This window comes from Conyzicola sp., from assembly GCF_057073975.1.
Map to the genome: position 1 here is coordinate 1 of NZ_JBXMIS010000132.1, position 19,147 is coordinate 19,147.

Here is a 19,147-nt window from a genome sequence, read left to right on the forward strand (position 1 = left end):
GCGCGCGGGTCGCCCGGTGCGATGGGATCGCACACGGATCGCAGCACGGGGTCACCGAACAGGCGGATGGGGCGAACGGTCATGCGGGTTATTCCAGTCGTCTCAGATGGGCTGTGGTGGACGCGCAGGGTTGTTTGGCTCGACGCGGCGAAGGGTGGAGCCGGTCAGACGCCGCGACGCACGGGAAGGCCGTCGGCGACGAGCGCTGCCAGCTCGCGGGCGGCATCCCGGGTGATCGGCTGCAGCTCGCGGTAGTTGATGATCGAGCCAGACGCGAGGTGCTGGTCATACGGGACCCGCACGATCTCGCGCACGCGCGACTGGAAGTGCGCCTCGATCTCCTCGAGCTTGACCAGGTTTGTTCCCTGCGTTCCGGTATTGATGGCGACGATGGCATTGCGCACGAGGTCGCCGTAGCCGTTGGCCTCCAGCCAGGTCAGGGTCTCTGACGCCAGCCGCGCCTCGTCCAGACTGCCGCCGGAGACGATGACGATGGAGTCCGCCCGCTGCAGCGTCGCCCGCATGACGGAATGCACGATGCCCGTGCCGCAGTCGGTGAGCACGATCGAGTAGAACCGCGACGCCAGGTCGGCAACGACGTTGTAGTCGTTCTCGTCGAACGCCTCGGAGAGCAGCGGATCGGTGTCGGATGCAAGGATGTCGAGACGCGTCTCATCGCGCGAGACAAGCTCGCTGAAGTCGCTGAAGGTCGAGATCGACGCGGCACGCGTGACCGCGTCGCGCACCGTCGCCCTCGTCTGCTTGTTGACTCGCTCTGCGAGGGTGCCTCGGTCGGGATTCGCGTCGATGGCGATGACGAGGTCTTCACGCACCTCGGCCATAGCCATGCCGAGGATGGAGGTGATCGTCGTCTTTCCGACCCCGCCCTTGCGGGTGAGGATCGGCACGAAACGCGGTCCGCCCTCGAAGTGCCGCTGGATCCTGGCGTCGAGCTCTTTGCGCTCCCGGACCGCACGAGAGTCACCCAGGTTGACCAAGTGCAGCGTCAGGGCGTACACGAAGGCCGGCCAGCGGCCCTCTGGCGCCGGGCGGCGACGGGAGTTGCCGCCGATGATGCGCTCTGCGGTGAGCGCCTCAGCTGGCTCTGGGAAGCCGGGGGCATAGCTGACCGGCTCGTCGACGGGAATCGGGCCGGTGTGAACGACGTCGATGGATGTCGTCGTGGCCTGAAGGGACGGCACGACACCCGGGTCGACGACATGGTCGGCGATCGCAAGCGCAGCCTCGTGTGCGGGGGCCGAGTGCACCTGCGCGGGAAGGTCGATGTTCACTGTCAGGCTCTCGGGAAGCTGGGCGGCGAGGTCGTCGACACTGTCGGCGATGAGCGGCGAGCTCTCGAGAACCTGCCCATGGTCAGGGCTCTTCTTGCGGGTGGTAGCCACGTCGGCGACCCCTTTCACTGCAATGGACGTGCCAGTTTAGCGCGTGGCACCCGAAGTGGGGCCGGGCTGGCAGTCGCCTGCCCGGCAGTGCTAGTCGACTCTGCTGTCTGAGCTAGGCCGGCTCGATCTCGAGCAACAGGTCTCCCGCATCGACCTGCTGGGTCGCGGGGATGGCGAGGCGCTTGACTCGACCGGATACGGAGGCCGTGATTGCAGCCTCCATCTTCATTGCCTCGATGGATGCGACGCTCTGGCCTGCGACGACATCCGCGCCGTCAGTGACCTGAAGGGTCACCACTCCGGAGAACGGCGCGGCGACATGGCCCGGTTTCGTGGAGTCTGCCTTCTCCGCAGTCTTGGAGTCGACCGTGATGCTCAGGTCGCGAACGAACACGGGCCGCAGCTGTCCGTTGAGAATCGTCATGACGGTGCGGATGCCCTTGTCGTCTGCCTCGCCGATCGCCTCGAGTCCGACATACAGGCTCACGCCCTTCGCGATATCGACCACATGCTCCTGGCCCTGCTGCAGGCCGTACAGGTAGTCGACCGTGTCGATGGCCGACAGGTCGCCGTATGTCTCTCGACCCTGCTCGAAGATCTTGGTCGGGCCGGCGAAGAGAAGGCGGTTGAGGGCGCTTCTGCGCTCGTTCGGTGTGCCGTCGAGCGCGGCCCGGTCGGCGGCGGAGATCTCCTCGACCCCGATCTTCACGGTGCGGCCCTCGAGCACCTTGGTGCGGAATGGCTCTGGCCAGCCGCCGGGAAGGTTGCCAAGCTCGCCTGCCATGAACCCGACGACGGAGTCGGGGATGTCGTACTTGCCGGGGTTCGCCTCGAAGTCGGCAGGGTCGGCGTCGACGGCAGCGAGCGCAAGTGCGAGGTCGCCGACCACCTTCGACGACGGGGTCACCTTGGGCGGGCGACCGAGCATGGTGCTCGCCGCTGCGTAGAGGTCCTCGATCTTCTCGAAATGGTCGGCAAGGCCGAGCGCTATCGCCTGCTGGCGAAGGTTCGAGAGCTGGCCTCCCGGGATCTCGTGCTTGTACACGCGGCCGGTCGGTCCGGGAAGGCCAGACTCGAAGGGCTTGTAGACGTGGCGAACAGCCTCCCAGTAGGGCTCCAGGTCGGAGACCGCCTGCAGTGAGATGCCGGTGTCGCGCTCCGTGTGCGCGAGGGCTGCGACGAGCGCGGACGCCGACGGCTGGGAGGTGGTTCCCGCCATCGGAGCGCTGGCGACATCCACCGCGTCTGCGCCGGCACGGCTTGCTGCGAGGAGGGTGGCGAGCTGGCCTCCCGCGGTGTCGTGGGTGTGCACGTGCACCGGCTGGTCGAAGCGCTCGCGCAGGGCGGAGACGAGCTTCTCTGCCGCCTCTGCGCGTAGGAGGCCTGCCATGTCCTTGATCGCGATGATGTGCGCGCCGGCATCGACGATCTGCTCAGCGAGCCGAAGGTAGTAGTCGAGGGTGTACAGCGTCTCTGCCGGGTCGAGCAGATCGGCCGTGTAGCAGAGGGCGACCTCGGCGACGGCCGTATCGGTCGCGAGCACCGCGTCGATGGCCGGGCGCATCTGCGACACGTCGTTGAGCGCGTCGAAGATGCGGAAGATGTCGACGCCCGTCGACTGCGCCTCGCGCACGAAGGCGTCGGTCACCTCGGTCGGGTACGGCGTGTACCCGACGGTGTTGCGACCGCGCAGCAGCATCTGGATGTTGATGTTCGGCAGTGCCTCGCGCATCGCTGCGAGGCGCTCCCACGGGTCTTCGCCAAGGAACCGGAGGGCGACGTCGTAGGTCGCTCCCCCCCACGCCTCGACACTGAGCAGCTGCGGGGTGAGGCGCGCCACGTGCGGGAGCACAGCGGTGAGGTCGCGGGTGCGAACGCGGGTGGCCAGCAACGACTGGTGTGCGTCACGGAAGGTCGTGTCGGTCACGGCCAGCGGCGTCTGGGCGCGCAGCGCCGCGGCGAAGCCGACCGGTCCGAGCTCGAGAAGGCGCTGTCGCGATCCGGACGGAGCGGGAGCATCGAGGTCGACGACCGGCAGTTTCTCATCTGGCGCGATGAGGCCGGCGCCGGAGCCGTTGGGCTGGTTGACGGTGACCTCGGCGAGCCAGTTGAGGATCTTGGTGCCGCGGTCCTTCGACTGGTGCCCAGTGACGAGCCACGGGCGCTCGTCGATGAAGGAGGTGCTCAGGTCGCCGGCGATGAACTCCGGGTCGTCGAGCACCGACTGCAGGAACGGGATGTTGGTCGACACCCCGCGAAGCCGGAACTCGGCGAGGCCGCGGCGAGCGCGGGTCACCGCGGCGGCGAAGTCGCGCCCGCGGCAGGTCATCTTCACGAGCATGGAGTCGAAGTGCGGGGAGATCTGGGCGCCCGCGTTGATGGTGCCGCCATCCAGTCGGATTCCAGCGCCGCCGGGCGAGCGGTAGGTCGTGATCTTGCCGGTATCGGGCCGGAAGCCTGCTGCCGGGTCCTCTGTTGTGATGCGGCACTGGAGGGCGGCGCCACGAAGATGGATGTCCTTCTGCTCCAGTCCGAGGTCGATGAGGCTCTCGCCAGCGGCGATACGCATCTGCGACTGCACGAGATCGACGTCGGTGACTTCCTCTGTCACCGTGTGCTCGACCTGGATGCGCGGGTTCATCTCGATGAAGACGTGCTGGCCCTTGCGCTCGCCCGCGGTGTCGAGCAAGAACTCGACGGTGCCGGCGTTGACGTAGTTGATCGATTTCGCGAACGCGATGGCATCGCGGTACATCGCCTGGCGCACGTCCTCGTCGAGGTTCGGCGCCGGAGCGATCTCGACGACCTTCTGGTGGCGACGCTGCACGGAGCAGTCGCGCTCGAACAGGTGAACGGTGTTGCCCTGCGAGTCGGCCAGGATCTGCACCTCGATGTGCCGCGGGCGCACCACGGCCTGCTCGAGGAACATCGTGGGGTCGCCGAACGCGCTGTCGGCCTCGCGCATCGCGGCCTCGAGGGCGTCGCGCAGCTCCTCGAACGACTCGACACGGCGCATCCCGCGGCCGCCACCGCCCGCGACGGCCTTCGCGAAGATCGGGAACCCGATCTCCTTCGCGCCGGCGAGCAGCTCGTCGATGTCTTTGGATGCGGGCGTCGACTTGAGCACCGGAACCCCGGCGGCGATCGCGTGCTCCTTCGCGGTGACCTTGTTGCCAGCCATCTCGAGCACGGCGTTGCCGGGGCCGATGAAGGTGATTCCGGCTGCGGACGCAGCGGCAGCGAGGTCGGGGTTCTCGCTGAGGAAGCCGTAGCCGGGGTAGATCGCGTCGGCTCCCGACTCCTTGGCGACCCGAATGATCTCGGAAACGTCGAGGTAGGCCCGCACGGGGTGGCCCTTCTCGCCGATCTGGTATGCCTCATCTGCCTTGAGGCGGTGCATGGAGTTGCGGTCCTCGTAGGGGAATACTGCAACCGTCTTGGCGCCGAGCTCATAGGCGGCACGGAAAGCACGGATGGCGATCTCGCCTCGGTTGGCTACGAGAATCTTCGAAAACATGGAACCCTTCCGGCGCACCGCTGTCGTTTTAGGTTCTTTCAGACTACTGAAGGTATCGTCGTACCTCGTGCACGTACTCAGCGTCAGTTCCCTCAAAGGGGGCGTGGGAAAGACCACGGTGACGCTCGGGCTGGCCTCAGCATCGTTCGCCAAGGGTCTTCGCACCCTCGTGGTCGATCTCGATCCCCAGTCCGATGTCTCCACCGGAATGGACATCGATCCGAGCAAGCACCTGAATATCGCGGATGTGCTCGCCTCCCCCAAGGAGAAGATCGTGCGCGCCGCGATCGCTCCGAGCGGCTGGACCCGCGGCAGGCCCGGCAAGATCGACGTTCTCGTCGGCTCGCCGAGCGCCATCAACTTCGACGGACCGCATCCCAGTATCAGAGATATCTGGAAGCTCGAGGAGGCGCTCGCCAATGTCGAGCGCGACTACGACCTCGTACTTATCGACTGCGCGCCGTCGCTCAACGCACTCACTCGCACCGCCTGGGCGGCAAGTGACCGCGTGACCGTCGTCACCGAGCCTGGCCTCTTCTCCGTCGCCGCAGCCGATCGCGCGCTACGGGCCATCGAGGAGATCCGCCGCGGACTCTCGCCTCGCCTACAGCCGCTCGGCATCATCGTCAACCGCGCCCGCGTGCAGTCGCTCGAGCACCAGTTCCGCATCAAGGAGCTACGCGACATGTTCGGGCCGCTTGTGCTCTCGCCGCAGCTACCGGAGCGCACATCTCTGCAGCAGGCGCAGGGTGCTGCGAAGCCGCTGCACGTCTGGCCCGGCGAAAGCGCGCAGGAGATGGCACACAACTTCGATCAGCTGCTCGACCGCGTGATGCGCACCGCGAGAATCGGCGAGTACGCGAACTCCCCGAGCTAGTCCTTCGCACCGCTGCATGACCCAGTAATGGGCTTGACACGCGCGCTACAACTGGGGCCCCGACGCCGTAGCTGGAGCTCCGGCAGTGGGAGGGAGGGGCTAGGAGGCGCGAACGGCCCGACGCGCCGCGAGCTCGTCTTCCGGGTCTGCGCCAGAGATCGAGTCGAGCTCGACCAGCGAGTGCTCCACCTCGCGCAGCACCTTGCCGACGGCGATTCCGAAGACGCCCTGGCCCCGTGAGACCAGGTCGATGACCTCGTCGTTCGACGTGCACAGGTAGACGCTCGCACCATCGCTCATGAGCGTGGTCTGAGCGAGGTCGCTGATACCAGACTCGCGCAACTGGTTGACGGCCACGCGAATCTGCTGCAGCGAGATGCCGGTGTCGAGAAGTCGCTTGACGAGCTTGAGAACGAGGATGTCGCGAAAGCCATATAGACGCTGCGACCCAGAGCCGGCAGCGCCGCGAACCGTCGGCTCGACGAGCTGCGTGCGAGCCCAGTAGTCCAGCTGGCGGTAGCTGATGCCTGCGGCGCGGGCGGCGATGGCTCCACGGTAGCCCGCGTTGTCATCCAGCTCCGGCATTCCGTCGGTGAAGAGGAGGCCGAGGTCGTAGCGAGCTTCTTCGCTACGGCTGAGTTCGCTCATTGACTCGGTTCCTAACCTTCATGTTGCAGTTGACACTTAATGTTGTGTACAACCCAACGGTACCCATGCCCTGCGCGGCAACGGGTGACATTCGCAGAAGCGAGTCGGCGTGTCGGAGGGGATTCTTCGACCGTACTACGGATCGACCGCTGCCTCTACGAGTCAAGGCGAGAAAGCGCGGAGCGAATGAGGCTGCTGCGCACAATCTCGAGCTGGCCGGCGATCTCCTTGGCCATCTCTGCCGCGCGGGCACGGCTCGAGGCGTCCTTCTTGCGCGAGACCGGCATCAGCGCGTTCTCGATGAGGCCGAGTTCCCGCTCGGCTGAGGCTCGGAAGCCGCGGAGGTGCCGTGGCTCGATTCCGCTTCTCTGCAGCTCGACAAGGGAGCGAAGCACGGCCAGGACGTCGTCTCCGAACGTGTCAGCAGGCAGGATGAGGGATGCCGCGATGGCGTCATCCAGCAGCATCGCGTTCGCCCCCGCCTCCTTCACCAGCTCGGCGCGGCTCAGTCGCCTCTCGCTCGAGAGCATGGACGGTGCCTGCGGTGCCGCGCCAGGGTGGGCCGGTTGGCGCCCGGCGTCGAGATCGTCGAGGTATGCCTTGATGACCTTGAGGGGAAGGTACTGATCGCGCTGCATCGTCAGGACGAGTCGCAGCCGATCGAGGTCGGCCGCCGAGAACTTGCGGTAGCCGGACTCCGTGCGCGCCGGGGTGATGAGGCGCGACTCCTCGAGGAACCGGAGCTTCGACGGGCTGAGGTCGGGAAACTCCGGATTGAGCTTCGCCAGAACCTGACCGATGCTGAGCAGCGTCGGCTGCGCAGCCTGACGTGTCTGAAGTGCCGCCCGCGCCACTAGTTGCCGGCCACGCGAACGTCGGCGCGCGACGCGTAGAACGTCAGGCGGAACTTGCCGACCTGCACCTCTGACCCGTCATCGAGTCGTGCCGTGTCGATGCGCTCTCCGCCGAGATAGGTGCCGTTGAGCGAGCCAAGGTCCTTGATCTGGAACGTCGAGCCGTCGCGGAGGAACTCGGAGTGACGACGGGAGACGGTCACATCGTCGAGGAAGATATCGGCGTCGGGATGACGGCCAACGGTCGTGACGTTCGCGTCGAGAAGGAACCTGGCACCCGTGTTGGGTCCGCGGCGAACAATCAGCAGGGCCGAGCCGGAGGGAAGCGCCGCTATCGCCTCCGCCTCGTCGGTGGAGACGCTGTTCTCTAGCTCGGCGAGTTGGGCACCGAACTCGGAGCTGAGCGTGAGTGTCGGGTCGATCGACTGCGGGACCGCGCTCGTTGGCTGCCCGTCATTGTGCTGCTCTGTCATGCTCGCCCTCCTCTCTCTCCACAGTATCGGAATCGCCGCCCCTCGTCGCCACGGTTTTGCTCGCACAGGACCTTGGCAGCGTCCTACAGTTGGCGCATGGATCCCCTTGTCGTGGTCGTTATTGTCGCCGCACTCGTCTGCGTCTTCTGTCTCGTTGCGTCGCTCATCACCGGCGAGCACTCGTGGGTCGACCGGCTCTGGTCCATCGTTCCGATCGCGTATGTGTGGATCTTCGCGGCGAGCGCGGGCCTGCTGGATGCGCGTCTGAACGTCATGGCCGTGCTCGTCACCCTGTGGGGTGCGCGGCTGACCTTCAACTTCGCCCGCAAGGGCGGCTACACCGGCACAGAGGACTACCGCTGGGCCGTGCTGCGCGGGCGCATGGCGCGATGGCAGTTCGAGGTGTTCAACGTGCTGTTCATCGTGCTCTGGCAGAACGCCATCCTCGTGCTCATCACGCTCGCAGCCCTCACGGCCTTCGAGAATCGCGACACGCCCTTCGGCCCGCTCGACGTCGTGATCGCAGCGGCCTTCCTCCTGCTGCTGGGTGGCGAGACCGTCGCCGACCAGCAGCAGTGGGCGTTCCATCGCGCCAAGGCGTCGGGAGCCACCCCCGACCGTTTTCTCACCACCGGGCTCTGGCGGTTCTCCCGCCACCCCAACTTCTTCTTCGAGCAGGCGCAGTGGTGGGTCTTCTTCCTCTTCGGCGCTCTCGCCGCCGGATCCCTCCTGCAGTGGACGGTTGCCGGGCCGGTGTTGCTGACGCTCCTCTTCATCGGATCGACCCGGTTCACCGAGTCGATCACGCTCTCGAAGTACCCGGAGTACGCCGAGTACCAGGCGACGACATCCGCGATCATCCCGCTTCCTCCGCGCTCGTCACACGCCGCGAGGGCGACCGCCTGAGCGGCGAGTGCGCGGGTAGCGTAGAGCCATGTCGTGCATCCGTTTCAACACTCCTGCGCAGCGTCGCCAGATGGCGGCCATGGCTCCATCGATGCTCACGGCGGAGCAGGCGGCGTCCCTTCATCCCGCTCCCCCGGTGACCGAGAGCAAGATCACGAGGCTTCGCATCATGGCGAAGGATGCCAACCCCAAGATCCGCGAGAGCGTTGCCGCCAGCTACCACGCCCCAGAGGAGGTCTACGCCGAGCTTGCGAGCGACCCGGATGCGGGAGTGCGCGGCTGGCTGGCCCGCAACGAGTCGGTTCCGTGCGACATCCTCCGCACCCTGGCCGACGACGAGTCGGAGACCGTTCGCGGCTGGCTCGCCCTCAACTTCTATGTGCCGTCTGATGTGATGGAGCGGCTGGCCGATGACAGCAGCGAGACGGTTCGCGGCCTCGTGGAGTGGAAGCGCGGGCTCGCCGAGGCGTCATGACTGCGTCACGGTGAGCGACACCGCGCGCGTTGACGCGTGGCTGTGGGGAATCCGCGTCTTCAAGACGCGGTCGGCGGCGACCGCGTCGAGCAAGGCGGGTCACATCTCGGTCAACGACGAGCGCGCGAAGCCGGCACAGTCCGTGCGGATCGGCGACATCGTTCGGGTGCGAATCGACGGCGACGAGCGAATCCTGCAGGTGGCGCGACTCATCGTGAAGCGCGTCGGGGCACCCGTTGCCGTCGAATGCTACGTCGACCTCACCCCGCCAAAGCCGCCGCGCGAGGAACGCGTGCTCACGGTGGTTCGCGAGCGCGGAGCGGGCCGCCCGACCAAGCGCGACCGGCGCGTGATCGACCGCCTCATGGACGAGGAGCGCTAGCGCCCGCTGTTGCGAGGATGCTGGCGCGCCGTGCGCTCGTTGCCGCGGCGGTAGTTGCCGGTGATCCTGGCCATGAGCAGCTGCGGATCGCCCTGCTCGACATCCTCGAGAAACCGGGCCGCGGTTGCCCCGCGGAGGCGTGCCGCGACCGTGCCGTGATGCAGCACCGTGACGGTGCCGCCGCCATCGACGCGAAACTCGAATCCTGCGGGAGCTGGCACGGGTCCACGATAGACCGCCCTCGTCACCGGTCAAGCTTCGAGTTGGCTGGGTGATCATATAGACCCGGGTGCCGAGGCGGTAGCCTATGCGCGAAAGAGACCGTCTAGTCTCTCGACCGGGTATTTTCATAGGACCCCCTGTGAAAGGCACCATGTGAGCGACCAGCCAGTGCGGCTCCTCAAGAACCGCTACGTCGTCGGCGACGTGATCGGCCAGGGAGGCATGGCAGCCGTTCACCAGGCGCACGACTCGTCCCTTGGACGCGACGTCGCGATCAAGGTCTTCCCGACGACGACCGATGAGGCCGCCCTTGCTCGCTCCGAGGCAGAGGTCAACGTGCTCGCGACCCTCAGCCACCACGCGCTCGTCACGCTGTTCGACGCAGGCATCGATCGCTCGACCCCCGGCGAGAACCGCATCTTCCTCGTGATGGAGCTCGTCACGGGCTTCGACCTGCAGCGCAAGATCGCCACCGAGCCCCTCGTGCCACGCCAGATCGGCCAGATCGGCTACGACCTGGCCGAGGCTCTGCAGTACATCCATCACCGCGGAGTCGTGCACCGCGACGTCAAGCCGTCGAACGTGCTCTTCGTCGACTATTCCGACGACAGCTCGCGTGCGCGCGTCAAGCTCACCGACTTCGGCATCGCCCACCGCGGTGTGGAGAAGGCGTCTCCCGACACTGTGACGACGGGCACAGCCGCCTACCTCAGCCCAGAGCAGGTGCGGCGCCACGAGGTCGGGCCGCCCACCGACATCTACTCGCTCGGGCTCGTGCTGCTCGAGTGCTTCACCGGAGTCATCGCCTTCCCTGGCGACCCGACGCAGTCCGCGCTCTCTCGCCTTGAGCGCGATCCGTTCATCCCTCAGGAGATCGGCGATGGATGGCGCTCCCTTCTGAGCGCAATGACATCTCGCGAGCCCGCTGGTCGCCCGACGGCAGGTGAGCTCGTGCTCGCTATCCGCTCTCTCCTGATCACCGACCTTGGCAGGCACTCGACGGAGGCAGGCGAGCCCGCCCAGGTCACGACCGGTGAGCCGGCGAGGCAGGAGAGTGCCTTCGACAACATCACCTCTCTCGCCGCCCGCGTGCTCGACGCGCCGATCGCAATCATGGCCGTCACCGAGGAGGGCTACGACTGGTTCGCCGCCACGCACGGCATCGACCTGCACGAGATCGAGCAGCAGGCCGGGCGACAGGGGTCTGCGCTGCTCTACAAGGACCGGTGGAACCCGACAGACACCGGCTCCGACCCGAGCGTGCTCGCCGACCCTGCGATTGCCGCGCAGATCGGCATGAACTACCACGTGAGCACCCCGGTGCTCGCCAGGGACGGCACACGGGTCGGCGTGCTCTGTGTGATGGACGTCGAGGCGCGAGAGGTCTCTACCGATGACGTCGAGGCGCTTGCCCATCTCGCCGCCGTCGCCGTGCGCGAGCTGGAGCGCCGCCTCGCCACCTACGTCATGCGCCGCGACATCGAGCGGCTGTCGAAGGTCTGAGAAGCACCTCGGCCGTAGGCTGGAGCCGATGAGCGCACCCCACTCCCCTGCGCGCGCTGGCGCGTCAGAACGGCTTGCCGACATGATCCGCGTGCCGACGGTCGCAGGCGATCGCGACCAGTTCGATCGATTCGCCGCGCTTCTCTCGTCGCAGTACCCCCTCATCCACGCCCACCTCGCCTTCGAGCGCGTTGGCGAGACCGGCCTGCTGTTTCGCTGGAGCGGAACCGACGCGACCCGCACCGCTGTGCTCATGGCCCACTACGACGTCGTGCCAGCCGAGGCCGGGGCGGGGTGGACGCACGACCCCTTCTCCGGCGCCATCGAGGGCGGAAGCGTGTGGGGCCGGGGGGCGCTCGACGACAAGGGCCCGATGCTCGTCATCCTCGAGGCGGTGGAGAACCTGCTCGCCGATGGATTCACACCTCAGCAGCACGTCTACCTGTCGTTCGGCGGCAATGAGGAGAGCTACGGGACCGACGCCATCGCGGTGGCGGAGCTGCTTCAGCAGCGCGGAATCGTGCCGTGGATCGTCATCGACGAGGGTGGAGCCGTCGTTGACGCACCCCTGTCCTTCGCTCCCGTGCGGTCTGCCATGGTCGGCGTCGGGGAGAAGGGCATTGCGACGGTTCGGCTGACCGCGACGAGTGCTGGCGGCCACGCCTCCGCTCCGCCCGTCGACTCGACGGCAGGCAGCCTTGCACGAGCAATCCTCCGGCTGGAGCGCAACCCGTTCCGGGTTCGAATGCCCGTTCCGGTGAGAACGATGCTTGCCTCGTTCGAGCCGCACGTCTCGCTGCGCCACCGACTGCTGCTGCGCGCCCTCCGTCTCGCCCACCCGATCGGTGCTCGCCTTCTGACCCGCCAGGGCGGAGAGCCCGCCGCGCTCATGCACACCACCATCGCCGTGACGATGGTGGCGGGCGGCACGGCGCCGAACGTGCTGCCGCCGACGCTGTCGGCGATCCTCAACATCCGAGTCGCCACCGGCGAGAGCCTCGAGGGCGTGCTCGCCACGATCCGGCGGTGCATCGGAGACGACACCATCGCGGTCGAGCTGCTCGAAGGCAGTGAGCCGTCACCCCTGTCGTCGACTGACAATGACCAGTTCGCGCTCATCCGACGGGCCGTCGAGGCCACATTCCCCGGCACGGTCACCGCGCCGTACGTGATGATGGCGGCGACCGACTCGCGGCACCTGCACCGCTTCACGCCCGACGTCTACCGTTTCTCTCCCCTGGAGATGGATGCCGCCCAGCGCGCCAGCATCCACGGTGAGAACGAGCGCGTGAGCATCGACAGCCTCGCCAGCGGTGAGCGATTCTTCCAGTTCCTCCTTCGCAGCCTGGATTGAGCGGATCGCTCCCGCGCGTTGCACTCGCGCTGCAACGAACCAGGTCGTAACGTTGGCTCACCACGGCCTACAGGGAGTCGCTATGCCAGGGAAAGTGCCGCTCGGAGCGTTGGCCGGGGTCGTCGGATTCCTCGTCGTCGTCGAGTTCACCAGCGGAATACTGCAGGGGTACTACGTGCCGCTGCTCACCGACATCGCGCGGTTCCTCGACATCCGCGATGGCGACGTCAACTTCTTCGAAGGCGCCCAGCTCATGGTCAGCGCGCTCGTGGTGCCCTTCCTCGCCAAGCTCGGCGACATGGTGGGGCATAAGCGAATGCTGCTGGTCTCGACGGCGATCACCGCTGTTGCGAGCATCGCACTCGCCTTCTCCCCTGTGTTCTGGGTGTTCCTCGTCGCGTGGGCGCTGCAGGGCTTCTATGTCGTGTGGCTGCCGCTCGAGGTCGCGCTCATCTTCAGCCGCAGCCGGGACGGCAAGAACCCGGCGGCCCTGACCAGAAAGGCGGCCGGCTTCCTCGTCGCCGGTCTCGAAGCCGGAGTAATCGCCGGCGCACTGTCGGGCGGCGCGATCGCCGACGCCCTCTTCCCGACCCCGGAGCAACGGCAGGAGCTGAGCCCGGCGGCGCTTCAGGCCGCTCTCGGCGAGCACATGTGGCTGCTGCTGCTCATCCCGGCCATCTGCGTTGTCGGGTGCTTCTTCGTCATCCTGTTCGGCGTGAAGGAGTCGCCAGACACGACCGGCGGCACTCTCGACTACACCGGACTTGCACTGGTGTCTGCCGCACTGCTGGTGCTCACCGCCGGGCTCACCTTCTTCCGCGTGCCGGAGCTTCCGCTGGTCGTTCCCATCGCCGCGATCCTCCTCGGCGTGCTGCTCTTCGTTCCCTTCGTGCGCTACGAGCTGCGCCAGGATGACCCGCTCATCGACATCCGCATGTTCCGCCAGAAGGCGATGTGGCCGATCCTCGTCACGGCCGGACTCTTCGGGGTCAGCGTCCTCGGGGCGCAGGCACCACTGTCGACCTTCGCTCGAACGAGCCGAGAGGCGACCGGCTTCGGCCTCAGCGCGACCGGGGGCACAGTGTCGATCCTCGTCGGCCTCTACGTGATCTCCCTGCTGGTCGGGGCCCTGCTCTACCCGCAGGTCACCCGGCGGCTCGAACCGCGGCGCGTGCTCATGGGCGCGGCCTTGCTCATCGCGGTCGGGTACGCGCTGTTCCTGCCCTTCCACGACACCCTTCCCCAGTTGCTCGTGAACATCAGCGTCGCGGGGCTCGGCTCCGGGGCCCTCGTTGCCGCCCTGCCATCGGCTGCCGCTGCCGTCGCTCCGCGAACCCAGACGGGCGTCGCCACCGGTCTCACCAACACGACGAAGACCATCGGAGGCGCGTTCGCGTCGTGTGTCTTCGGTCTCGCACTTCTCGGCCGGGTGGCCAGCACGGGCGGCGAGGAGACCGCCGGCAGCCTCGCCGGCTACTTCACCGTGTGGATCGTGTGCTCCGTCACCGGACTCGTTGCCGCCGCGCTGCTCGCCGTTGTGCCCAAGGGCGCCTTCGAGGATGCCAGGGTCACCGAGCCGGTGATCGCGGAGGTGCGCTAGGCGCTCGAGTCGTCGGTCGGCGTGAGCCGGAAGATCCGCAGCACGCGACCGCTCACGCGCTCGTACTCCCGGTAGTCGGGCCACTGCCTCTCGATGTACTGCCAGACGGCATCGCGCTCGTCGTCCGCGACCAGTTCGGCAACGACATCCACTCGCCGACCGCGGATGCTCACCGCGGCCCGTGGGTTGGCTAGCAGGTTCACCGTCCATGCGGGATGCGTCTCGCGCGCGAAATTGGACCCGGTGATGAGGATGCGGCCGCGCGGCTCCGGGCAGTACATGAGCGTCGAGTCGCGCTCCATGCCCGACTGCGCTCCCACCGTGTGCAGCACGAGAGAGGGAACGAGGAGTCCGCTGAGCGGCACACGGCCACGGGTGAGCGTTGTCATGGCCCGTTCGAGCGGGGGCATCACCCTCGGCCCGACCCGACGGAAGAACAGCGTGCGTGAGAAGCGGGCGACCGCGACGCGAACGACGAGCGATGCGGCCATCTCAGCCCGCAGCCGCAGCCTCGAGGTCGGCGATGACGAGCTTGCGCATTCCGAGCATCGCCGCCATCACCCGACCGGATGCCGCAGCGTCGCCAGCGCCGAGCAGCTCGCGCAGCCGCGGAGGGACGATCTGCCACGAGAGCCCGAAGCGGTCCTTCAGCCAGCCGCACTGGCTCTCCTCGCCGCCGTCGGCGGTCAGTGCATCCCACAGCTCGTCGATGCGCTCCTGCGTCCGTGCCACGACCGCGAACGAGATCGCCTCCGTGAAGCCATGGGATCGCCCACCGTTCATCGCCTGGAACTGCACCCCATCGAGCGTGAAGGCGACGACGAACGCGGTGCCGTCCTGCCTGCGGCTCACGCTGTCGATCGACGAGTTCTCGAACAGGCCCACGTAGAGCTGCGCTGCCTGCTCCGCCTCGGAGTCGAACCAGAGGAATGGGCTGATGGTCTGCATGTGCCCAAGTCTCGGTCATTCCCGCGTTCCTGTGAAGTCAAGGGGATGCCGCCACCATGCGGTCCACCGGAGGCTTGAACCATGCCAGAGCTGACCCCCGCCTAGATGCACGTCGTCACGGTCTCGGTCGTCATACCGGTGAAGGATGATGCCGCCAGCCTCGCGCGCTGCCTCGCCGCCCTGCGCGACCAGTCCCGCCATCCGCTCGAGATCGTCGTGGTCGACGACCATTCCGTCGACGACTCCGCGGCGGTTGCCGCGGCGAACGGAGCCCGCGTCGTGCCGAGCTCTGGCCGCGGCATTCCCGCAGCGAGCGCGACGGGATACGACGCGGCGGGCGGCGACGTCATCGCGCGCCTCGACGCCGACTGCATTCCGCCGCACAACTGGTGCGAGATCATCGAGTCTGCCTTCGCCGCAGACCAGTCCCTCACGGGCATCACCGGCTTTGCCAGCTTCCACGACGGTCCCCGTGTGCTGCGCCGAATCGGGGCGTTCGCCTATCTCGCGGCCTACGTGGCGGCGGTGGCTCCCGCCCTTGGCCATGTACCCCTGTTCGGCTCCAACCTTGCGGTGCGCCGCGACGAGTGGCTCGCTGTTCGCGACGACGTGCACCGCGACGACGATCTGATGCACGACGACATCGACCTGTCGTTCCATCTCGGCCCGGAGCGGCGAATCCGCCTCGACCGTCGCATGCGCATGCGCATGTCGTGGCGGCCGTTCACGAGCGCCAGCTCGTTCGCGCTTCGGCTGCGCCGCGGCGTGCACAGTGTCGTCGCCCACTGGCCGGCCGACCTGCCGTGGAAGCGCTGGGCTCGCCGCCTGCGCTCGGTCTAGACGTACAGCCTGGCTACGTCTTCCTAGCCCTGCTCGGCTGCACACGTGGCGGCTCCCCCGGCATCTTCGGGAAGTCGGGCGGGAACGGCAGCTCGCCGAGCCCCGCCTCGAGGTCGCGGGCCCACCACGTCAGGAGGGTGTCGATGGATCCGTGGCTCGCGTGCATGTGCGCCCACGGGTCGCCGACGGCTGCCAGCCGGGACGGAACGGTGAGGACTGTGTGGAGCCGGGGATCCGTGCTCTCCAGCTCCTCCCAGGTGATCGGGGTCGAGACCGGAGCGTGCGCGATGGCGCGCGGGCTGTAGGCGCCGGCCATGGTGCGGTCGCGGTTGGCCTGGTTGTAGTCGACGAATACGCGCTCGCCGCGCTCCTCCTTCCACCAGTTCGTGGTGACCTTCTCTGGCATCCGGCGCTCCAGCTCCCGCGCGACGGCAATGACCGCGTGCCGAACGTCGAGGAACTCGTGGCTCGGCTCGATGGGGGCGAAGACGTGCAGTCCGCGATTGCCAGAGGTCTTGACGAATGCGGTGAGCCCAGCCTCCTCCAGCACGCTGCGCAGTTCTATCGCGACGGGAACGGTGTCGTCGAAGTCCCTGCCGACGGAGGGGTCGAGGTCGATGCGCAGCTCGTCGGGGTTGTCGGGATTGCCCGCCCGCGACGCCCAGGGGTGGAACACCACGGTGTTCATCTGCGCCGCCCAGACGGCGGCGGCGATCTCCCGGAGAACGACCTGCGGATGCGACCGCCCACTCGGATAGGTGACCGTCACCGCGTCGACGTAGTCCGGCGCTCCCTTTGGCGGGTTCTTCGAGAAGAACTGCTCCCCGTCGACCCCGTCGGCGAACCGCTGAAGGGAGACTGGGCGGTCGCCGTTGGCAGCGAGAAAGGCGTCGCCGACGGCCACGAGGTACCTGGCGAGGTCGAGCTTCGTGATTGCGACCTCCGGCCACAGCACGCGGCCTGGACTCGAGATTCGCACCTCGTGGTCGCCAACCTGGATAGTCGTCGCTTCGGTCGCCATGCATCCACGCTAGCCCCGCGCTCCCGGCGGCGGCAGACGGATCCCCTCGCCAGCGATACCGTTGAGTATGACGTCTCCAGATTCCGACAGCCCCGCCACCATCACCTTCGCCGACCTCGGCCTCGGTGACGCCGTTCTCAAGGCTCTGAAGGATGTCGGCTACGAGACCCCGTCCGCCATCCAGGCGGCAACCATCCCCACCCTGCTCGGCGGGCGAGACGTGCTCGGCGTCGCCCAGACCGGAACCGGAAAGACGGCAGCGTTCGCCCTGCCGATCCTCGATCGCCTCGACCTCTCGCAGAAGACACCCCAGGCCCTCGTGCTTGCCCCGACCCGCGAGCTCGCGCTGCAGGTGTGCGAGGCGTTCGAGCGCTACTCCGCCCACCTGCGCGGGGTTCACGTGCTTCCCGTCTACGGCGGCCAGGGGTACGGCACCCAGCTGAGCGCGCTGCGCCGCGGAGTTCACGTCGTCGTCGGCACCCCTGGTCGCATCATGGACCACCTCGAGAAGGGCACGCTCGACCTCTCTGCCCTCAAGTACCTCGTACTCGACGAAGCCGACGAGATGCTCAAGATGGGCTTCGCCGAAGACGTCGAGACGATCCTCGCCGACACGCCAGACGACAAGCAGATCGCGCTGTTCTCTGCAACGATGCCCGCGCAGATCCGCCGTATCTCGCAGAAGTACCTGCACGATCCGGAGGAGATCACGGTTGCCAACAAGACCACGACCTCGGTCAACACGACGCAGCGCTACCTCATGGTCTCCTACCCGCAGAAGATCGACGCGCTCACGCGCATCCTCGAGGTCGAGAACTTCGAGGGAATGATCGTCTTCGTGCGCACAAAGAACGAGACGGAGCAGCTGGCAGAGAAGCTGCGCGCCCGCGGCTACTCCGCCTCTGCCATCAGCGGCGACGTGCCACAGGCCCAGCGCGAGCGCACGGTCGAGCAGCTGAAGAACGGCAAGCTCGACATCCTGGTGGCAACGGATGTCGCAGCCCGCGGCCTCGACGTCGAGCGCATCTCGCACGTCGTCAACTACGACATCCCGATCGACACGGAGTCGTACGTGCACCGCATCGGCCGAACCGGCCGCGCTGGCCGCAGCGGCGCGGCGATCAGCTTCGTCACCCCGCGCGAGCGGCGTCTGCTCGACCAGATCGAGCGGGCCACCCGCCAGCCCATGGTCGAGATGCGCATGCCGAGCGTCGAAGACGTCAACGTCACGCGTCTCACCCGCTTCGACGACGCGATCACGGCGGCCCTTGCCGACGACGCCCAGTTGAGCGAGTTCCGCGACATCGTGCGCCACTACGTCGACCACCACGACGTGGTGGAGTCGGATGTCGCGGCAGCCCTCGCGATCGTCGCCCAGGGCGGAACCCCGCTGCTGCTCGCCGCCGACGACCCGCGCTTCGCCCGCCAGGCGCGCGAGGAACGTGCGAACCCGCGCGAAGGCCGCGCCTTCCGCGACGACCGTCCGGATCGCCCAGAGCGCCGGCCGCGCGACCCCGGCAAGAAGCTGGTCGCCTACCGCATCGAGGTCGGTCGCCGTCACCGCGTCGAACCGCGTCAGATCGTCGGCGCGCTCGCCAATGAGGGCGGCTTCAGCCGCGAGGACTTCGGCCACATCGACATCCGCCCCGACTTCTCGCTCGTCGAGCTGCCAGCCGACCTGCCTCGCGAGCAGCTCGACCGCCTGTCGGCGACCCGCATCAGCGGCAAGCTCATCGAGATCAAGCCGGATCGCGCCCCGCGGCGCGACGACCGCAAGCCGCGGTACTAGCTACTTCGCCGGTGCCGCGGGAGGAGTAGCAGCCGGAGCCTTTGCTGCCCGGCGCGGCGACGGAGCGTTGATCGCCTCGCCTGCGGCCTGACCGGTCGCGCGGCCCGTCACGATCTCTGCGATGTCGATGCCGACGAGGTCCTTGATGATCTGCGTCGACGTTGCGAGCTGACCGGCGACGCTCTGGCCGACGGCGTCGGTGCCGCTGGTGCCGTCGCTCGAGAGGATCGTGAGGTTCGAGATCGCCGCGAGCGGCTCGGATGCGGCGCGCACGATCGCGGGCAGCTGGTCGATGATCTGCTGGCGCAGCAGGTCGCCGGAGCGGGCGTTGAGCG

General features: G+C 67.5%; 19 protein-coding genes. 9 read left to right on the forward strand and 10 right to left on the reverse strand.

The features are described 5' to 3' along the window. Positions 1-164: 164 nt before the first annotated feature. The gene (locus tag AC14A7_RS11830; RefSeq protein ID WP_484009284.1) at positions 165-1,403 is read right to left on the reverse strand and encodes a MinD/ParA family ATP-binding protein; all 1,239 of its coding nucleotides are present in this window, start codon (positions 1,401-1,403) and stop codon (positions 165-167) included. A 112-nt stretch (positions 1,404-1,515) separates the two neighbouring features. After that, complete coding sequence (locus tag AC14A7_RS11835; RefSeq protein ID WP_484009286.1) at positions 1,516-4,920, reverse strand: pyruvate carboxylase; 3,405 nt, start codon at positions 4,918-4,920, stop codon at positions 1,516-1,518. A 67-nt stretch (positions 4,921-4,987) separates the two neighbouring features. Between AC14A7_RS11835 and AC14A7_RS11840 the strand changes: the two genes are divergently transcribed. Beyond that, positions 4,988-5,797: a ParA family protein gene (locus AC14A7_RS11840; protein ID WP_484009288.1), complete on the forward strand. Its 810-nt coding sequence runs from the start codon at positions 4,988-4,990 to the stop codon at positions 5,795-5,797. A gap of 99 nt (positions 5,798-5,896) precedes the next feature. Here AC14A7_RS11840 and AC14A7_RS11845 read toward each other — a convergent pair whose 3' ends face one another. From AC14A7_RS11845 to AC14A7_RS11855, 3 genes are all read right to left on the reverse strand, one after another. Then, positions 5,897-6,445, reverse strand: coding sequence for a MerR family transcriptional regulator (locus AC14A7_RS11845; RefSeq protein WP_484009290.1), 549 nt, complete (start codon positions 6,443-6,445; stop codon positions 5,897-5,899). A 155-nt stretch (positions 6,446-6,600) separates the two neighbouring features. Next, on the reverse strand, positions 6,601-7,299 hold the full coding sequence (gene ftsR / locus AC14A7_RS11850) for a transcriptional regulator FtsR (protein ID WP_484009292.1): 699 nt from the start codon (positions 7,297-7,299) through the stop codon (positions 6,601-6,603). Next, positions 7,299-7,772, reverse strand: coding sequence for an FHA domain-containing protein (locus tag AC14A7_RS11855; RefSeq protein WP_484009293.1), 474 nt, complete (start codon positions 7,770-7,772; stop codon positions 7,299-7,301). The genes ftsR and AC14A7_RS11855 overlap by 1 nt, the downstream gene beginning before the upstream one ends. Before the next feature lie 96 nt (positions 7,773-7,868). Between AC14A7_RS11855 and AC14A7_RS11860 the strand changes: the two genes are divergently transcribed. From AC14A7_RS11860 to AC14A7_RS11870, 3 genes are read left to right on the forward strand one after another with little or no spacing between them, the layout of a single operon-like run. Next, positions 7,869-8,678, forward strand: coding sequence for a DUF1295 domain-containing protein (locus tag AC14A7_RS11860; RefSeq protein ID WP_484009295.1), 810 nt, complete (start codon positions 7,869-7,871; stop codon positions 8,676-8,678). A gap of 28 nt (positions 8,679-8,706) precedes the next feature. Next, positions 8,707-9,153 (forward strand): hypothetical protein, encoded by a 447-nt coding sequence (locus AC14A7_RS11865; protein WP_484009297.1) that lies wholly within the window; start codon positions 8,707-8,709, stop codon positions 9,151-9,153. Between the two features lie 10 nt (positions 9,154-9,163). Then, positions 9,164-9,535 (forward strand): RNA-binding S4 domain-containing protein, encoded by a 372-nt coding sequence (locus tag AC14A7_RS11870; protein ID WP_484009299.1) that lies wholly within the window; start codon positions 9,164-9,166, stop codon positions 9,533-9,535. On the opposite strand, the gene AC14A7_RS11875 is transcribed toward AC14A7_RS11870, so the two are convergent. Continuing rightward, the gene (locus tag AC14A7_RS11875; protein WP_484009301.1) at positions 9,532-9,756 is read right to left on the reverse strand and encodes a hypothetical protein; all 225 of its coding nucleotides are present in this window, start codon (positions 9,754-9,756) and stop codon (positions 9,532-9,534) included. The genes AC14A7_RS11870 and AC14A7_RS11875 overlap by 4 nt on opposite strands. A gap of 154 nt (positions 9,757-9,910) precedes the next feature. Here AC14A7_RS11875 and AC14A7_RS11880 point away from each other — a divergent pair, with 154 nt between their 5' ends. The 3 genes from AC14A7_RS11880 to AC14A7_RS11890 all read left to right on the forward strand — a co-directional run bounded on the left by AC14A7_RS11880 (position 9,911) and on the right by AC14A7_RS11890 (position 14,214). Beyond that, the gene (locus AC14A7_RS11880; protein ID WP_484009303.1) at positions 9,911-11,260 is read left to right on the forward strand and encodes a serine/threonine-protein kinase; all 1,350 of its coding nucleotides are present in this window, start codon (positions 9,911-9,913) and stop codon (positions 11,258-11,260) included. Between the two features lie 28 nt (positions 11,261-11,288). Continuing rightward, positions 11,289-12,614 carry a M20/M25/M40 family metallo-hydrolase gene (locus tag AC14A7_RS11885; RefSeq protein ID WP_484009305.1) on the forward strand — a complete coding sequence of 442 codons (1,326 nt, stop codon included), beginning with the start codon at positions 11,289-11,291 and terminating at the stop codon, positions 12,612-12,614. An 82-nt stretch (positions 12,615-12,696) separates the two neighbouring features. Next, the gene (locus AC14A7_RS11890) at positions 12,697-14,214 is read left to right on the forward strand and encodes an MFS transporter (RefSeq protein WP_484009307.1); all 1,518 of its coding nucleotides are present in this window, start codon (positions 12,697-12,699) and stop codon (positions 14,212-14,214) included. On the opposite strand, the gene AC14A7_RS11895 is transcribed toward AC14A7_RS11890, so the two are convergent. Together AC14A7_RS11895 and AC14A7_RS11900 are read right to left on the reverse strand one after the other, a co-directional pair. Next, positions 14,211-14,705 carry a nitroreductase family deazaflavin-dependent oxidoreductase gene (locus AC14A7_RS11895; protein WP_484009309.1) on the reverse strand — a complete coding sequence of 165 codons (495 nt, stop codon included), beginning with the start codon at positions 14,703-14,705 and terminating at the stop codon, positions 14,211-14,213. The two genes, AC14A7_RS11890 and AC14A7_RS11895, sit on opposite strands and share 4 nt — an antisense overlap. A 1-nt stretch (position 14,706) precedes the next feature. Continuing rightward, the gene (locus tag AC14A7_RS11900) at positions 14,707-15,162 is read right to left on the reverse strand and encodes a VOC family protein (protein WP_484009311.1); all 456 of its coding nucleotides are present in this window, start codon (positions 15,160-15,162) and stop codon (positions 14,707-14,709) included. A gap of 105 nt (positions 15,163-15,267) precedes the next feature. Between AC14A7_RS11900 and AC14A7_RS11905 the strand changes: the two genes are divergently transcribed. Then, on the forward strand, positions 15,268-16,002 hold the full coding sequence (locus AC14A7_RS11905; protein ID WP_484009313.1) for a glycosyltransferase family A protein: 735 nt from the start codon (positions 15,268-15,270) through the stop codon (positions 16,000-16,002). A gap of 13 nt (positions 16,003-16,015) precedes the next feature. On the opposite strand, the gene ligD is transcribed toward AC14A7_RS11905, so the two are convergent. Further along, positions 16,016-17,023 carry a non-homologous end-joining DNA ligase gene (gene ligD, locus AC14A7_RS11910; RefSeq protein WP_484009315.1) on the reverse strand — a complete coding sequence of 336 codons (1,008 nt, stop codon included), beginning with the start codon at positions 17,021-17,023 and terminating at the stop codon, positions 16,016-16,018. A gap of 67 nt (positions 17,024-17,090) precedes the next feature. Here ligD and AC14A7_RS11915 point away from each other — a divergent pair, with 67 nt between their 5' ends. After that, positions 17,091-18,812, forward strand: a complete 1,722-nt coding sequence (locus AC14A7_RS11915) for a DEAD/DEAH box helicase (protein ID WP_484009317.1) — start codon at positions 17,091-17,093, stop codon at positions 18,810-18,812. On the opposite strand, the gene AC14A7_RS11920 is transcribed toward AC14A7_RS11915, so the two are convergent. Further along, the coding region (locus tag AC14A7_RS11920) for a flotillin domain-containing protein (RefSeq protein WP_484009319.1) at positions 18,813-19,147 on the reverse strand (335 nt) is incomplete at its 5' end.

What these genes read in the sequence shown, in the direction of transcription:
- AC14A7_RS11835 (WP_484009286.1), bottom strand. Translation starts at nt 4,920, where the DNA reads ATGTTTTCGAAGATTCTCGTAGCCAACCGAGGCGAGATCGCCATCCGT.
- AC14A7_RS11845 (WP_484009290.1), bottom strand. Translation starts at nt 6,445, where the DNA reads ATGAGCGAACTCAGCCGTAGCGAAGAAGCTCGCTACGACCTCGGCCTC.
- AC14A7_RS11855 (WP_484009293.1), bottom strand. Translation starts at nt 7,772, where the DNA reads ATGACAGAGCAGCACAATGACGGGCAGCCAACGAGCGCGGTCCCGCAG.
- AC14A7_RS11860 (WP_484009295.1), top strand. Translation starts at nt 7,869, where the DNA reads ATGGATCCCCTTGTCGTGGTCGTTATTGTCGCCGCACTCGTCTGCGTC.
- AC14A7_RS11865 (WP_484009297.1), top strand. Translation starts at nt 8,707, where the DNA reads ATGTCGTGCATCCGTTTCAACACTCCTGCGCAGCGTCGCCAGATGGCG.
- AC14A7_RS11885 (WP_484009305.1), top strand. Translation starts at nt 11,289, where the DNA reads ATGAGCGCACCCCACTCCCCTGCGCGCGCTGGCGCGTCAGAACGGCTT.
- AC14A7_RS11890 (WP_484009307.1), top strand. Translation starts at nt 12,697, where the DNA reads ATGCCAGGGAAAGTGCCGCTCGGAGCGTTGGCCGGGGTCGTCGGATTC.
- AC14A7_RS11895 (WP_484009309.1), bottom strand. Translation starts at nt 14,705, where the DNA reads ATGGCCGCATCGCTCGTCGTTCGCGTCGCGGTCGCCCGCTTCTCACGC.
- AC14A7_RS11900 (WP_484009311.1), bottom strand. Translation starts at nt 15,162, where the DNA reads ATGCAGACCATCAGCCCATTCCTCTGGTTCGACTCCGAGGCGGAGCAG.
- AC14A7_RS11905 (WP_484009313.1), top strand. Translation starts at nt 15,268, where the DNA reads ATGCACGTCGTCACGGTCTCGGTCGTCATACCGGTGAAGGATGATGCC.
- ligD (WP_484009315.1), bottom strand. Translation starts at nt 17,023, where the DNA reads ATGGCGACCGAAGCGACGACTATCCAGGTTGGCGACCACGAGGTGCGA.
- AC14A7_RS11915 (WP_484009317.1), top strand. Translation starts at nt 17,091, where the DNA reads ATGACGTCTCCAGATTCCGACAGCCCCGCCACCATCACCTTCGCCGAC.